This is a genomic window from Streptomyces sp. NPDC047022 (assembly GCF_040644155.1).
Taxonomy (GTDB): domain Bacteria; phylum Actinomycetota; class Actinomycetes; order Streptomycetales; family Streptomycetaceae; genus Streptomyces.
Genome location: NZ_JBEYVV010000062.1, coordinates 1 through 13971, shown reverse-complemented (window position 1 = coordinate 13971; position 13971 = coordinate 1). Strand labels below are relative to the sequence as shown.

Here is a 13971-nt window from a genome sequence, read left to right as displayed (position 1 = left end):
AGTGCGGTCACGAGGGTGTTCAGTTCTGTCGTCACAAACGGATCTTGAACACCCTCTCTTCATGCCCGCAGGCATTTGGACAGACTCGTCTAGGGCGCTTCCGTGCGTTGGCGGCTGCCGGAGCGTCGGGGGTTTTTGCGCAGTTCCCCGCGTCACTGATCTGGGGGCCTTCTGTGCGTTGTTGGCTGCGGGTGTCTTGATGTCTCTGTAGCGAAGCTGTGGCAATTTCTTGCGCAACCCCTCGTCCTGCTGCCTCGTCTCGCTTTTACGGAAGGCGAGGGAGGAACTCATATGCAACGGCGCAGGTTCATCGGCGGGGCAACCGCCGCGGTCGCGACGGCGGTCACCGCCGCGTGTGCGGGTACCAAGAACTCGGCGGCAGCGGCCTCGGGCGCGGCGACCACCGACGGGACATTGCTGCGGTCGGCCACGGTCGGCAGCCGTGCCGTCGCCGCCAACTGGACCGCTCTGGCCAAGGACCTGACCGGCACCCTCGTCCGCCCCGGAGACCACGCCTGGCCCACCGCCCACCAGCTGTACAACACCCGCTTCGACTCCCTGAAGCCCGCGGCGGTCGCGTATGTGGCGCACGCGGACGACGTCCGCACCGTCATGGCGTACGCGAAGGCCCACGGCGTCAAGGTGTCCATACGCAACGGCGGGCACTCCTACGCCGGCTGGTCCTCCGGTGACGGCCGGCTGATCATCGACGTCGGCAAGCTGAACCAGATACGCGCCGGTGGCGGTGAGGCGGTCGTCGGCGCCGGGTCCAAGCTGATAGACGTCTACCGCGCGCTGACCGCGAAGGGCGTGACGATACCCGCCGGCTCCTGCCCCACCGTCGGCGTCTCGGGCCTCACCCTCGGCGGCGGCCATGGCGTGGTCTCCCGGGCGTACGGACTGACCTGCGACAGCCTCACCCAGGCGACCCTGATCACCGCGGACGGCAAGCAGGTCGTCGCCAACGCCACCCAGAACAAGGACCTTTTCTGGGCCCTGCGCGGCGCGGGCAACGGAAACTTCGGTGTCGTCACCGAGCTGCGGTTCAAGACGCACCCGGCGCCCCAGGCGGTGTCCGCCTACCTCACCTGGCCCTGGGCCAAGGCAGCCGACGTCCTCAGGGCCTGGCAGGAGTGGGGCCCGACCCAGCCCGACGAGATCTGGTCCTCCTGCCACCTGGAGAACGGCGGTGGCACGCCCACCGTCTCCGTCGCCGCGTTCTCGCTGGGCACCTACGGCGAACTCCAGAACGCGGTGGACCGCCTGGCCGCGAAGGTCGGCGCCCACGCGCGCAGTGTCTCGCTCAAGCGGCACACCTACGAGGGCGCGATGGAGGCGTACGCGGGCTGCTCGTCCTTCCCCACCGCCGCCCAGTGCCATCTGCCGGGCTCGACGCCCGGCCGCTCCCCGCAGGGCGCGCTCGGCCGTGAGACATACGCGGCCCGCTCCGACTTCTTCGACCGCTCGATCCCGGACGCCGGCATCCAGACGCTCCTGAAGCAGGTCGCTGCGGTGCGGGGCGGTGCGGGCAGTGTCGCGTTCACCGCGCTCGGCGGCGCCGTCAACCGGGTCTCGCCGACGTCGACGGCGTTCGTCCACCGCCGCTCGCGCATGCTGGCCCAGTACATCGCGAGCTGGGGCGCGGGGTCGTCCGGTACGGCGGCGCAGGCGTGGCTGACGTCCGCTCACACCTCCATGCAGAGCTACGCCTCCGGGGCGGCGTACCAGAACTACACGGACCCGACCCTGACGAACTGGCGGAAGGCGTACTACGGCGACGCGGCCACCCGTCTGGCGCAGCTCAAGCACCAGTACGACCCGAACGGCTTCTTCACGTTCCCCCAGTCGCTCTAGTGCCGGGCCCGGACGCGGGGGTGGGGAGGCTGCCAGGCCACCAGGTCGGTGCCTACGCCGCCAGGTCCCGCTCCCCGGGCCGGTCCGCTTCCTTCCGCGCCCCGGAGATCACGGTCTCCGGGGCCACTGTCCGTTTGGCGCGGATCAGCCGTCCGGCGCGCGGTGACCGTTCGACGGCCTTGGCGAGCGGGGTGAGCAGCGCCGTGGCCAGCGGGGAGAGCAGCAGGGCGACGGCGGTGCCGAGGGCGAAGCCGCCGATGACGTCCGTCGGATAATGCGCTCCCACGAAGACCCGGCAGAAGCCCTCGGCGAACGCGAGGCCGAGCCCCGCGAGGCCGAACTTCCGGTTGGCCACGAACAGTCCGGCCGCCATCGCCATCATCAGCGCGGCGTGGTCGCTGACGAAGGAGTGGACCGGCCCGCCGCTGACGAGGACGTCCAGCCCCTGGTGGTCGACGGAGGGCCGGGGACGTCCCACGAAGCCCCGGATCGGCACGTTCACCAGAACCGCGAGGCCGGCGGCGAGCGGGGCCCAGACGAGCGCGGCCACGGAGGAGGCGGCGTCCTCACCCCCACTCCTGCGCACACTCCACCAGCACCACAGGACCAGCAGGACCATGGCGAGCAGCAGACCGTACTGGCCGGCGAACGCCATCAGACGGTCGAACCAGTGCGGCGCGTCCTTGGCCAGGCCATTGATGTCGTAGAGCAGATCGACGTCGGGGTTCGACCCGGATACGGCGAGTCCAGCCATCGTGCGGCCCCTTCGTCTGCTGTCCGCTGCGCGGGCGCGCTCAGGCACACCCGCTCTGCCACCCCTGTGGCCGTAGATCCGCTCCACGCCAGGCCGACTGTCGTACGCCTGGCTGTCGTACGTCCGGCTGCCGTGCGTCGGCGCTCTACGTCAGAAGGAACGCACAGGGTTGTTCCCTACGTTCCGGACTCCACGGAATGATCACGCAGACGTTATCGAAGAGAGACAGGTCTTCGCAGCTCAGGGGGTGCGCATCACGGAGAGTCGCAATCGGCGCGCGCCCCCTCGCGCGCCGTTCACGCCCCCTCGGCCGGATTCTTCACACCGACGTGGGCAGCGCCTTCGCGCCGTCCGCGGTCACCCGTGTGGCGCCGAAGTAGTCGGAGGTGTCGATCGGATCGAACCTGATCACGGCGCCGGTCCTGGGCGCGTCGATCATGTAGCCGCCGCCGACGTAGATTCCGACATGGTGGATGGCGCGGGAGTCGGCCGGATCGTTCGAGAAGAACACCAGGTCACCCGGGAGGAGTTCATCCCGCTTGGGGTGCGGTCCGGCGTTGTACTGGTCGTTGGCGACGCGCGGCAGCGTGATGCCCACGCTCCCGTACGCGGCCTGCGTCAGCCCGGAGCAGTCGAAGCGTCCGCCCTGCTCGGCGGTGCCCTCGCCGCCCCAGAGGTAGGGGGTGCCGAGCTTCTTCTGCGCGAAGTAGATGGCACCCGCCGCCTGCTTCGACGGGCTGAGCCGCTGAACGGGCGCGGCGAAGCTCTTGGCCAGGGTGGTGATGGTCTTCACATAGTTCCGGGTCTCCGCATACGGCGGCACGCCCCCGTACTTGATGACCGCGTAGGCCCCCGCGTTGTAGGCGGCGAGCATGTTCCCCGTGGGATCGCCGCCCACGTCCTTCACTTCCGAGGCGAGCTTGCAGTCGTAGGAGGCGGCCGAAGGGATCGCGTCGCGCGGGTCCCAGACGTTCGCCACTCCGTCGCCGTTGCCGTCGATGCCGTGGGTGGCCCAGGTGCCGGGGATGAACTGCGCTATCCCCTGGGCCTTCGCGGGGCTCACGGCGTTCGGGTTGAAGCCGCTCTCCTGGTAGAGCTGGGCGGCGAGCAGCGCCGGGTTGATGGCGCGGCACAGATTGCCCCACCGCTGCACGATGGACTCGTAGGCGGCCGGCACGGCGTTCTTGGCCAGCCCGACGGAACCGTCGCCGATGCCGTTCGCCAGGTTTCCGGCGATCACGTAGACCCCGACGACGAGCAGCATCACGAAACTGAGCGCGGCACCGACGGATGCGATCACCCAGACCCACGCCCTACGCACCGTCAACCGCCCCTCGCCGCACGGGAGTCCGCCGGGGGTCAGTGTAGGGGTGGAGGGTGGCGAGGGAACCCGATAAGTCCGGGTAAGGACGTGCCGCTCAGGGCGAAGGGCCTATCGCTACAGGCCCGAGGCCGTGCGGTACAGGTCCGCGGCGGCGTCCCCCAGCACGACGCTGTAGGAGACGTCCGGGGTGGAGCCGCCCTGCTCGTGCCCGCCGAGGACGCCCACGACCTCGCCGTCGCCGTTCACCCACGGGCTGCCGCTGGTGCCGCTGGTGAAGGACGGGCAGTCGATGCGCTGCTGCGCACCGGTCTCGACAGCGGGCTTGTTGATGCAGAGGAGCGGGGTGTCCTGCGAGTCGGGGTATCCGGTGACGGTCACGGCGGTGGCGCCCGTCTTGCTTCCGGTGACGAACCTGTTGGCGCCGACGATGTCCTCGATGTTCACACCGTCGACGGGCTCCAGCGCGGCGAAGCCGATGTCGCTGTTCTCGTCCTGGTCCCCGCTCCACGCGTCACCGACGTACGTCTTGGTGATCTTCCATACGCCGTACGGTGCCCTGCCGTCCCTGAATCCGGGCACGAACCACAAAGTGCCGCTTCCCACGCAGTGCGCCGCGGTGACGATCAGATTGCCCTGTTTGCTGTGCACCACGGAGGCCGTGCAGAAGTGGTCGCCCCCAGGCGCACCGTCCGCACCGAAGAGCGCGCCGACCTTGGCACTCGCCGTGGTGGCCTCCGCCTCGGTGGTCACGCCCAGCGGATGGGGGCCGTCGTCGGCGGCCGACACGGACGACGTCGCGACGACCAGCAGGACGACAGCACCGAGAAACGCGTGCCGGCGGTTGCCAGGGAGGCGTGTGATGCGGTTCATCACCTCTTACTGTGACCCACAAAGGTGAGAAAGTCCCTGCGAGCAACCTGAAATTCTCCTATAAGGTTTCATCGCCGCAGGTCAGCTTATGCATTCGAGCTCCCGGCCCCCTCCCCCCTTCGGGCGCAGGGTGATACGCCCGACAGTCCGTGATGTCCGTACTGTCCGCACCCGTCCCCGTGTACGCCATCGTCGCCCGGCGCGTCGCCGCCAGCGGGGCGTTCATCGTCCACACGAGCGATGCGCTCCAGTTCGAAGAACGTCCCGCCGTCCGCCTCCGGCGTCAGGCGCGGCGGCCATGACCTGACTGTGAGCCTGGTCATGGACCAGTCAGCCCTCCGTCATCATCCAGCCATTGGCCGGTAACACGGCTTCCTTGGTTCGGTAACGCGGCGGTCAGGATTGCCGGAGCCTCTTGTTTGTCGCGTACTCAACAAGCAATCTCGTGCGCGGGCGCTCCCCCCTGCCAAACCCGTCCAGGAGAGCGCACGTTGAGCGCCACGCCTCACAACCGACCTACACGGCAGGGCAGGTGGGGCAGCTGTGACCTCACGGCCGGACCACGACGACCCGGCCGGCCGGGAACCCCGGAGGGAGTCGCGGCCTTCGCGGGCTGACCTTCGGGCAGGGGGAACGCCGGGGGCGACGATCGTGGGGAGGCCGCCCCCGGCACAGGAAAAGGGAACGGGCCACGGCATCCAGCCGCGGCCCGTTCCGCGCTGCGCGGGTAGTCTTCCGCTCGTACGGGTGACATTGGGTGACACTCATACAGAACGGTCCGGGCGGTCGGGCCGTGCCGCGGGCCGACCCAGGACCTCGTGGCGCAGGGAGAGTTAACGACAGAACCCCACCCCAGGTTGCGCTTGGGTGTCATTGCCCGGCGTGACCTGCCGTGATACACAAAGTGACCATAAGCCCCCTGGTGTACCGCCACGCGCTCCCGCGAGGGTCCCGCGCGGGCCGGAGGTAAGCGATACATACGAAACTCGCCAACCAATGACGTCAAGTCGACATACGACAGCCTCATTGTCGGCGAGAATGACCCTGACCTCTGCGACCGTGGCAGGGGGTTCGGAACTACCCACTAGGGGCGGTGACTTATATGCATCTCGCAGCCGCGAAGGGCGACATCAACACGATCATCGGCGGCATCGCCCCAGACTGGGGCCCGTTCGGCAGCCTGGGCAACGAGGCGCGCGTGATGGTCGAGGTGGTGATGGCCGTCGCCATCCTGCTCTGTCTGGCCATCGCGATCTGGGGCGCGGCGAAACAGCGCATCGGCGCGACGGCCCTGCGCGACACGTTCAGCGCCGAGCAGGGCAAGGGGCTGATCATCGCGGGCCTGACGGGCGTCTTCATCATCGGCTCGCTGGGCACCCTCTTCACGATCGTCTACGGCATGGCCGTCTAGCCCGCACGGACCGCCTTGCCCCGGCGCCCCGTCAGTCCCCTTGCGAGCACGCCCGTTTCACACCCTCGACCCATCCGTCCGTCGCGCCCACCGGCTGAGGTTGCGTTTCCCTGATGTCCAGTCATCACACCCCGCCCGCGCGGGGACCAGCACGGCTACCGTCGTATTTCAACGTGCACCGACACGATGTACGGAACGGCTACAAGGGCGAGGGGGCGTGCACGGCGTGAGTCTCGGGGACGGTGCCTCCGGCGGCGGGGGCGAGGAGGAGTACGGCGGTGTCGGGCAGACCCGGACGAGACTGCCCGACCGTGGCAATGACGTCTACGGCGGGGCCCGGCGCGGCCGGTCCTCCTCGCGGAGCCTGGTCACGGTGGTCGGGGTGGTCGTCCTGCTGATCGCCGCGATCGCCTTCGCCAACCGTGGTGGCGGGAGCCCTTCGTCGGCCGACGGGAACAACAGACCGGACAGCACCTCCACGGCAGCCTCCGGCACGCGCCCGGTCCAGTCGAAGCAGGCGGGGATCCCTTCGGGGTTCGCTCATGATCAGCAGGGGGCGGAGTCGGCTGCGGCGAATTATGCGGTGGCTTTGGGGTCCGATGGGATGTTCAAGACAGACAGCCGACACGGCATCGTCGACACCGTCTACACACCAGTTGCCGCGAGCAAGCTTCAGGGACCGATGGACCAGGCCTACTCAATAAGCTTCCTCAGCAAGCTGGGTCTCGACGCCAGTGGCAACGCGCCCGCAGGCAACACTTTCGTATCGCGCACGATCCCGGTGGGCACCAAAGTAACGCGCTACGACGCCAGCGACGCCAAGATCGCGGTTTGGTACATGGGACTCATCGGCATGTCCGGCAAGGGGTCCACCGATCCAGTCAGCTCCACCTGGAAGACATGGGCCTTCGAACTGCAGTGGTCCCACAACGACTGGAAGATCGTCTCGGACTCCCAAACCGACGGTCCTGCCCCGATTCCCGGCGATGACAAGGCCGCGGACTCCGACGAGATCAGCAAGGCCATTGAGGAGTACGGAGGGTTCACCTATGCCCGGTAGTCGGCAACACGTACTCAAACTCACGGCCATTGTGGCCTCCTTTCAGGCCACCGCCGTTCTGCTGGCCACGCGTTCCTTCGCTGCGCCGTCACCCACGCCATCAACTACTCCATCGCCGTCGGCATCGAATGATCCGTGCGACCTGCTGATCGGTCCCGCCAAGCAGTACTGCGAAAAAGGCAACTCCCCCAGCTCCGGCGTCACCCCCTCCGCCCCCCTCCCCGACACCCAGGACCCCCTGGCCTCCCTCGCCAAGGGCTGTGCCGACGCCGCGTCCTGGACCATCGACAAGTTGTCCGCAGCCGTGAAGGGCACGGCGAACGTCGACTTCACCAACCACAACTTCCTCCAGCAGTACGCCGTCGTGTTCGCGGCGTCCACCATCCTCACCCTCCTCCTGTGGCTGCTCGCCGTGGCGAAGAGGGCCGTGCGGGGCGTGCCCCTCGGTACCGCGCTGTCCGAGGCCGTGGGCTTCCTCTGGCTGACCGTTCTCGCCTCCGCCTTCACCCCGCTGATCCTCTACACCGTCGTATCGGCCACCGACGGCGTCAGCGAAGTCCTGGCGAAGAGCACCGGCGACCAGACGAACATGTTCTTCGGCACGTTCTCCGGCGCCCTCAAGAAGGGCAACAGCATCGGCGGCGGACCGATCATGCTGATCGTCGTGTCCCTGGTGTCGATCCTCGCCGCCGGAATCCTGTACCTGGAGCTCGTCATCCGCGCCGCCCTGCTCTACGTCGGCGCCCTCCTCGGCACCGTCGTGTACGCCGGACTCGTCGACAAGAACCTGTGGGGCCACGTACGGCGATGGGCGGGCGTCATGATCGCCGTCATCCTCGTCAAGCCCGTCATCGTGATCGTCCTCGGACTCGCCGGCGCGCTCTCCACCGACAAAGGCCCCAACTCCTTCTCCGCCGTGGTCTCCGGGCTCGCCATCATCCTGCTCGCCATCTTCGCGAGCGCCATGATCTACCGGTTCGTCCCCGGATTCGGGGACGAGATCGCCGCCGGCCGCAACAACCGCCTCATGCAGGGCGCCGAACGCAAGGCCGCAGCGGTCATCAGCTCCCCGGCGACCCTCGTCGCCCAGGGCATCAAGACCCACAGCACCCGCGCCGACAGCAACGGCGGCGGCGCGACCGGCGGCACCGGCCAGCCCCCACGCCCCGCCAACCCCGTCAACGGCGGTGTGGCCGCGCACAGCACCCGCGCCCCGGGCGGGGGCGGAGCCGTGCCCTCGGCCCCGCCGGCGCCGCGCACCAGCGCGACCAACACCCCTCATGCCAGCAGCACCCGCAACAGCAGCTCCAACCGCACGGGAGGTGAAGGGCGTTGACGACCGAGTCCCATGTGTCCCACGCGGTCACGCCCCGCCGGACATATCTCATCGGCCGCGCCCGGCCGAACGCGATCGTCGGGCGCAACCGCGAGACCGGCGAGATCGCGCTGATCATCGCGGGCGCCTTCCTCGGCATGATGTGCGGGCTCCTCGTCCCCGTCCTGCCCCTGCGCATCGTGCTGCTCATGGGCTTCCCGCTCCTCGCGCTGGCCGCCGTGTACGTCCCCTACAAGCACCGCACGTTCTACAAGTGGTTCGAGATCAACCGCAGTTACAAGCGGACACTGCGCCAGGGCACCGCGTACCGCTCGACCGTCATGGAAGCGGGCACCCACCTCGACGGCCGCGAGATCGAGATCGGACCGCCCCCGGGCATCGGACGCATCACCTGGCTCGCCGCCCCCTTCGGGCCCGACGAGATCGCCGTGCTGCTGCACGCCGACCGGCGGACCGTGACGGCCGCCATCGAGATCGAGGGCCCCGGCGTGGGCCTGCGCGACAGCGAGGACCAGGAGGCCCTCGTCGACCGCTTCGGCACACTCCTCAAGCACGTGGCGAACGGCGACGGCTTCGTCACCCGTCTCCAGATGCTCGCCCGCACGCTGCCCGCCGACCCCGACGCGCACGCCAAGGATGTCTCCCAGCGCGGCGACCGGCGCGCGCCTGCCTGGCTCCAGCAGTCCTACGACCAGCTGCAGTCCATGGTGTCCACCAGCAGCGAGCAGCACCGCGCCTACCTCGTCGCCTGTATGCACTTCACCCGCGAACTGGCCGCCGAGGCCCATGCGATGGCTCGTGCCGCACGCCCCCAGAACGGTAAGAAGGTCGACCGGGACGCGGGCCTCGCGGTCGTCATGGCACGCGAGCTGACCGACATCTGCTCACGGCTCCAGGAAGCCGACATCCGCGTGCGGCAGCCGCTCGGGCAGGGACGGCTCGCCTCCCTCATCCACTCCATGTACGACCCCGACCACCCCATCGACCACATCCAGGCGATGACACGGCGCAACGCCTGGCCGGCCGAGCTCGACGCGATGGAGCCCACCTTCCTCCAGGCGAAGACCCGTGAGTCGTCCACGCGTGCGCCCTGGTGCCATGCCACGGCATGGGTCAAGGAGTGGCCCATGACCCCTGTGGGCGTGAACTTCCTCGCGCCCCTCCTCGTCCACACTCCGGACGTGATCCGCACGGTCGCCGTCACCATGGACCTCGAACCCACCGAGGTGGCCATCGAGCGCATGCTCACCGAGAAGACGAACGACGAGGCCGAGGCCAGCCGCGCCGCCAAGATGAACCGCACCGTCGACCCCCGCGACATCGCCGCGCACTCGCGCCTCGACCAGCGCGGCGAGGACCTCGCGAGCGGTGCAGCGGGCGTCAACCTCGTCGGCTACATCACCGTCTCGGCCCGTTCGCCCGAGGCCCTCGCCCGGGACAAGCGCACCATCCGCGCCTCGGCCGGCAAGTCCTACCTCAAGCTGGAGTGGTGCGACCGCGAGCACCACCGGGCCTTCGTGAACACGCTCCCCTTCGCCACCGGCATTCGGAGGTAAGGACCTGATGCGGGATCCGCTGTCCGTCCTGACCGACGCGTTCACGTCCTTCCTCTTCGGCAAGGTCGAGACGACCCGGCTGCCCGTCCGCACCTCCACGGGCCAGGCCCAGGCCGTCTATCTGCCGACGGCCGCGCCCGGCCTCGGCGACTCCGGCGTGATCATCGGCCGTGAGGTCTACTCCGGCAAGGGCTATATCTACGATCCCTTCCAGCTCTACGGGCAGCAGCTCCCGGCACCGCACTGGCTCGTCCTCGGCGAATCCGGCAACGGCAAGTCGGCACTGGAGAAGACCTACGTCCTACGGCAACTCCGCTTCCGCGACCGGCAGGTAGTGGTCCTGGACGCACAGGGCGAGGACGGCGTCGGCGAATGGAACCTCATCGCCGAGGAGCTGGGGATCACGCCGATCCGGCTCGACCCCACATCCGCCCTGGACCACGGCATCCGGCTCAACCCGCTCGACCCGTCGATCACGACGACGGGCCAGCTCGCGCTGCTGCGCACCATCATCGAGGTCGCCATGGGGCACGGCCTGGACGAACGGTCCGGCTTCGCCCTGAAGGTGGCGCACGCGTACGTCAACGAGACGATCGTCGACCGCCAGCCGGTTCTGACCGACATCGTGGAACAACTGCGCCACCCCGAACCGGACTCGGCCGAGGCCATGAACGTCGCCCTGGACGACGTACGGGCCTGGGGCCTGGACGTGGCACTCGTCCTGGACCGTCTGGTCGACGGTGACCTGCGCGGCATGTTCGACGGACCCACGACGGTCGGCATCGACCTGGACGCCCCGCTGATCGTGTTCGACCTCTCCCACATCGACCGCAACTCGATCGCCATGCCGATCCTGATGGCGATCGTGGGCGTATGGCTGGAGCACACCTGGATCCGCCCCGACCGGAAGAAGCGCATCTTCCTGGTCGAGGAGGCCTGGCACATCATCAACAGCCCGTTCGTGGCCCAGCTGTTCCAGCGGCTGCTGAAGTTCGGGCGAAGGCTCGGCCTGTCCTTCGTGGCGGTCGTCCACCATCTCAGTGACGTGGTGGACGGGGCAGCCGCCAAGGAGGCCGCCGCGATCCTGAAGATGGCGTCGACCAGGACGATCTACGCCCAGAAGGCAGACGAGGCACGGGCGACCGGCCGTGTGCTCGGCCTGCCCCGCTGGGCCGTGGAGATCATCCCGACCCTGACGCCCGGCATCGCGGTGTGGGACGTCAACGGCAATGTGCAGGTGGTCAAACACCTGGTCACGGAGACGGAACGCCCGCTCGTCTTCACCGACCGGGCGATGACGGAGTCCTCCAGCGACCGGCTCACGGACGACGCACTGCGCGCCGCGGAGCTCGAAGCGGAAGAACGTGCGGCGGCGTTCGTGGAACAGCGGCTGAGCGACCTGGACGGCCCGTCCGAGTCCACAGTGGCATAGGCGTCATGCGGCAGGCAGCAGGCGGCAGAGGTGGCGGGCACAGACATGGGATCCCGATGAGACCAGGCAGAGAGCGGCGGGACGGCGACGGCCAGGGCGGCATCCCGGACGGACTCCTCGTGGGAGTGCTCGCCTTCCTGCTCGGTGTCACTCTGATGGTGTGGACGGCCACGGGCGTCGCGGGCTGGTTCACATCGGGAAGCTGGCCGCACGGCGTCCGGTTCAGCACCACACCAGTGGCGATGCGTCATCTGATCGCCCGGCCCCACGACATCGCGGGCGCGTGGCCGGACACTCCGAGGGACCAGCTGTCAGGCTACGGCCTCTTCTGGGGCCTGTTCATAGGCGAACTGATGGTGCTGTTCGTGCTGACCGTGTTCGCGATCGGCACGGTGACGCGCTGGAAGGCACTACGGGCGCGGCGGAGGGCTGCCGCGGCTTCCCCCGCCGGTACGCCGGTCGCGGTCGGCGGCGACGTCCCCCCGGCCGCGGTTCCCACACCGCGCCCTCGCCCGGCGGCGGAGCCGCAACCGGTCGCTGTCACCGCCGACACCGGGCAGCCGGCGGAGCCTACGACGCCCACGACGGTCATGGAGCAGACAGCTGTCGTCGAGCAGGCCGCGGCAAGCGTCGCCGCCCCCGTGGCCACCGTCACCGCGGCCACCTCCCCGGCACTGCCGTCTTCCGCCTCCGTCGTCCTGGGCGCACCCGACACGCGTCACCCCATCGCCGCCCAGGCGGTACGCGACGCCGAGGGACCCGTGCTTGTCATCACCTCCAGCCCCGCACTGTGGTCCGAAACCAAGGACGCACGCGCCAAGCTGGGCCCCGTTCTGCTCTACGACCCCTCACACCTGTGCGACACCCCGGCCCGGCTGCACTGGGCACCGTCGTCCGGCTGCGAGGACAGGGCGACCGCGGCGGCCCGCGCCGTCGCGCTGCTCACCCCGGTCCGTCCCACGGCCCGTATCGACCAGGCGGTGGCAGACGTGGCGGAAACGCTCCTGCGGAGCTATCTGCACGCCGCCGCCGTCGAGGGGCGAACGATCCGGCACATCCACCGCTGGGCCCAGGGAACGCAGGTGCAGGAGGCGGTGAGAGCCCTGCGCACCAATCCCAAGGCCGCCTCCGGAGCGGCGGGCGAGCTGGAAGCCGCGCTCACCTCGCACCCCGAACGCAAGGACATGGCACAGGAACTGACGGCTCGCGCACTGTCCTCCCTTTTCACGGTCCATATCCGCGAGGCATGCACATACAACCGAAATGACGGCATCGCCTTGGATTCCTTCGTCGACGAAGGGGGAACGCTTTATGTGTTGGGTGAATCCATCGAGGACCCCAGGCAGCATCCCGGCGCGATGCCCCTGCTGACCGCCCTCGCCTCCAGCGTGGTCGAGCGCGGCCGGCGCATGGCCGAACGGTCATCCTCCGGTCGCCTCGACCCACCAATGACCCTCGTCCTGGACGACGTGGCGGCCGTGGCCCCGCTGCCCCAACTTCCGGAGCTGCTCTCCAGGGGAGCGGAACGGGGCCTGCCGACCCTGGCGCTGCTCCGTTCCCGGGAGCAGGCGAGGGCGCGCTGGCCGCAGTACGAGCCTCCGGCGTAGGTCAGCGCTCGATCACCATCTCCAGCTCCGATTCCTCCGTATGACCGGAGAGCGGTACGGTGACGCCGCTCGGAGCGAACCCGGCCTTGCGGTAGGAGGCGGCAGCCCGTGCGTTGTCCTCGTGCACGATGAGCCGTACCCGCTCGGCTCCTTGCCCCCACGCCCATTCGAGCCCGGCGTCGAGCAGTTCCTTGAGGAGTCCCGTTCCGCGGTGTGAAGGCCGGACATAGACACCGACGACATGCCCCTGGGTACGGTCCACCGAAAACCCGGCCCAGTCCGTCGTCCCGGCCTTCTCCATCAGCACAGTCAGGGTGCCGGCCCAGGTCCCGTCCGCCGTCTCGGCGACGAACTGATGTGCCTCGGCCGCCGCTTCGGACGCTCCCTCGGCCCGTTCCCGCCAGAAGGAGTCCGGCCTGGCGACCGCGGCGTCGTAGGTGTCCAGGAAGGCGAGATGGGCGACCGGATCCTGGAGCGAGGTGAGTCGCAGTTCCCTGACCGCGGGCCACTCTTCCGGACGTACGGGACGGATGACGTGACTCATACGGTCACCCTAACGGCAGGTCAGGACGGGATGCCGCCCCATTTTCCAGAAGGTCTCAGCCCCCATGGTGAGGCAGAAAACGCGAAAGAGCCCCAACTCCCGGGCATGACCCGGAGTTGGGGCTCTTTCTCAAAATTTGTTCGGCGGCGTCCTACTCTCCCACAGGGTCCCCCCTGCAGTACCATCGGCGCTGTGAGGCTTAGCTTCCGGGTTCGGTATGTAA

General features: G+C 68.8%; 11 protein-coding genes and 1 rRNA gene. 7 read left to right on the top strand and 5 right to left on the bottom strand.

What is annotated here, in order from left to right; all coding sequences use genetic code 11:
• Positions 1-291: 291 nt before the first annotated feature.
• Complete coding sequence (locus ABZ845_RS31235) at positions 292-1854, top strand: FAD-binding oxidoreductase (RefSeq protein WP_360986679.1); 1563 nt, start codon at positions 292-294, stop codon at positions 1852-1854.
• A 52-nt stretch (positions 1855-1906) separates the two neighbouring features.
• Here the strand turns inward: ABZ845_RS31235 and ABZ845_RS31230 are convergent, their stop codons facing one another.
• The 3 genes from ABZ845_RS31230 to ABZ845_RS31220 all read right to left on the bottom strand — a co-directional run bounded on the left by ABZ845_RS31230 (position 1907) and on the right by ABZ845_RS31220 (position 4802).
• Positions 1907-2608 carry a phosphatase PAP2 family protein gene (locus ABZ845_RS31230; RefSeq protein ID WP_360986676.1) on the bottom strand — a complete coding sequence of 234 codons (702 nt, stop codon included), beginning with the start codon at positions 2606-2608 and terminating at the stop codon, positions 1907-1909.
• Positions 2609-2927: 319 nt separating this feature from the next.
• Positions 2928-3935 (bottom strand): bifunctional lytic transglycosylase/C40 family peptidase, encoded by a 1008-nt coding sequence (locus ABZ845_RS31225; RefSeq protein WP_360986673.1) that lies wholly within the window; start codon positions 3933-3935, stop codon positions 2928-2930.
• A 111-nt stretch (positions 3936-4046) separates the two neighbouring features.
• Positions 4047-4802, bottom strand: a complete 756-nt coding sequence (locus ABZ845_RS31220) for a trypsin-like peptidase domain-containing protein (RefSeq protein WP_360986670.1) — start codon at positions 4800-4802, stop codon at positions 4047-4049.
• Positions 4803-5904: 1102 nt separating this feature from the next.
• On the opposite strand from ABZ845_RS31220, the gene ABZ845_RS31215 reads away from it, so the two are divergent.
• The 6 genes from ABZ845_RS31215 (at position 5905) to ABZ845_RS31190 (ending at position 13204) form a co-directional block, all read left to right on the top strand.
• A complete protein-coding gene (locus tag ABZ845_RS31215) occupies positions 5905-6213 on the top strand; it encodes a hypothetical protein (protein ID WP_043441655.1) in 309 nt (102 codons plus the stop codon).
• A gap of 226 nt (positions 6214-6439) precedes the next feature.
• Positions 6440-7273, top strand: a complete 834-nt coding sequence (locus ABZ845_RS31210) for a hypothetical protein (RefSeq protein ID WP_360986667.1) — start codon at positions 6440-6442, stop codon at positions 7271-7273.
• Positions 7263-8609 (top strand): hypothetical protein, encoded by a 1347-nt coding sequence (locus tag ABZ845_RS31205; RefSeq protein ID WP_360986665.1) that lies wholly within the window; start codon positions 7263-7265, stop codon positions 8607-8609. The genes ABZ845_RS31210 and ABZ845_RS31205 overlap by 11 nt, the downstream gene beginning before the upstream one ends.
• The gene (locus ABZ845_RS31200; protein WP_360986662.1) at positions 8606-10165 is read left to right on the top strand and encodes an SCO6880 family protein; all 1560 of its coding nucleotides are present in this window, start codon (positions 8606-8608) and stop codon (positions 10163-10165) included. The genes ABZ845_RS31205 and ABZ845_RS31200 overlap by 4 nt, the downstream gene beginning before the upstream one ends.
• Positions 10166-10172: 7 nt before the next feature.
• A complete protein-coding gene (locus ABZ845_RS31195) occupies positions 10173-11597 on the top strand; it encodes an ATP-binding protein (RefSeq protein ID WP_360986659.1) in 1425 nt (474 codons plus the stop codon).
• 56 nt (positions 11598-11653) lie between these two features.
• Positions 11654-13204: a type IV secretory system conjugative DNA transfer family protein gene (locus ABZ845_RS31190; RefSeq protein ID WP_360986656.1), complete on the top strand. Its 1551-nt coding sequence runs from the start codon at positions 11654-11656 to the stop codon at positions 13202-13204.
• A gap of 1 nt (position 13205) precedes the next feature.
• Here ABZ845_RS31190 and ABZ845_RS31185 read toward each other — a convergent pair whose 3' ends face one another.
• Positions 13206-13748 (bottom strand): GNAT family N-acetyltransferase, encoded by a 543-nt coding sequence (locus ABZ845_RS31185; protein WP_360986653.1) that lies wholly within the window; start codon positions 13746-13748, stop codon positions 13206-13208.
• Between the two features lie 138 nt (positions 13749-13886).
• Positions 13887-13971, bottom strand: a 5S ribosomal RNA gene (gene rrf, locus ABZ845_RS31180); the annotation flags it as partial.

Excerpts from the sequence above, each read along its gene's own strand:
- ABZ845_RS31235 (WP_360986679.1), top strand. The coding sequence starts at position 292 with ATGCAACGGCGCAGGTTCATCGGCGGGGCAACCGCCGCGGTCGCGACG.
- ABZ845_RS31230 (WP_360986676.1), bottom strand. The coding sequence starts at position 2,608 with ATGGCTGGACTCGCCGTATCCGGGTCGAACCCCGACGTCGATCTGCTC.
- ABZ845_RS31220 (WP_360986670.1), bottom strand. The coding sequence starts at position 4,802 with ATGAACCGCATCACACGCCTCCCTGGCAACCGCCGGCACGCGTTTCTC.
- ABZ845_RS31215 (WP_043441655.1), top strand. The coding sequence starts at position 5,905 with ATGCATCTCGCAGCCGCGAAGGGCGACATCAACACGATCATCGGCGGC.
- ABZ845_RS31205 (WP_360986665.1), top strand. The coding sequence starts at position 7,263 with ATGCCCGGTAGTCGGCAACACGTACTCAAACTCACGGCCATTGTGGCC.
- ABZ845_RS31195 (WP_360986659.1), top strand. The coding sequence starts at position 10,173 with ATGCGGGATCCGCTGTCCGTCCTGACCGACGCGTTCACGTCCTTCCTC.
- ABZ845_RS31190 (WP_360986656.1), top strand. The coding sequence starts at position 11,654 with ATGAGACCAGGCAGAGAGCGGCGGGACGGCGACGGCCAGGGCGGCATC.
- ABZ845_RS31185 (WP_360986653.1), bottom strand. The coding sequence starts at position 13,748 with ATGAGTCACGTCATCCGTCCCGTACGTCCGGAAGAGTGGCCCGCGGTC.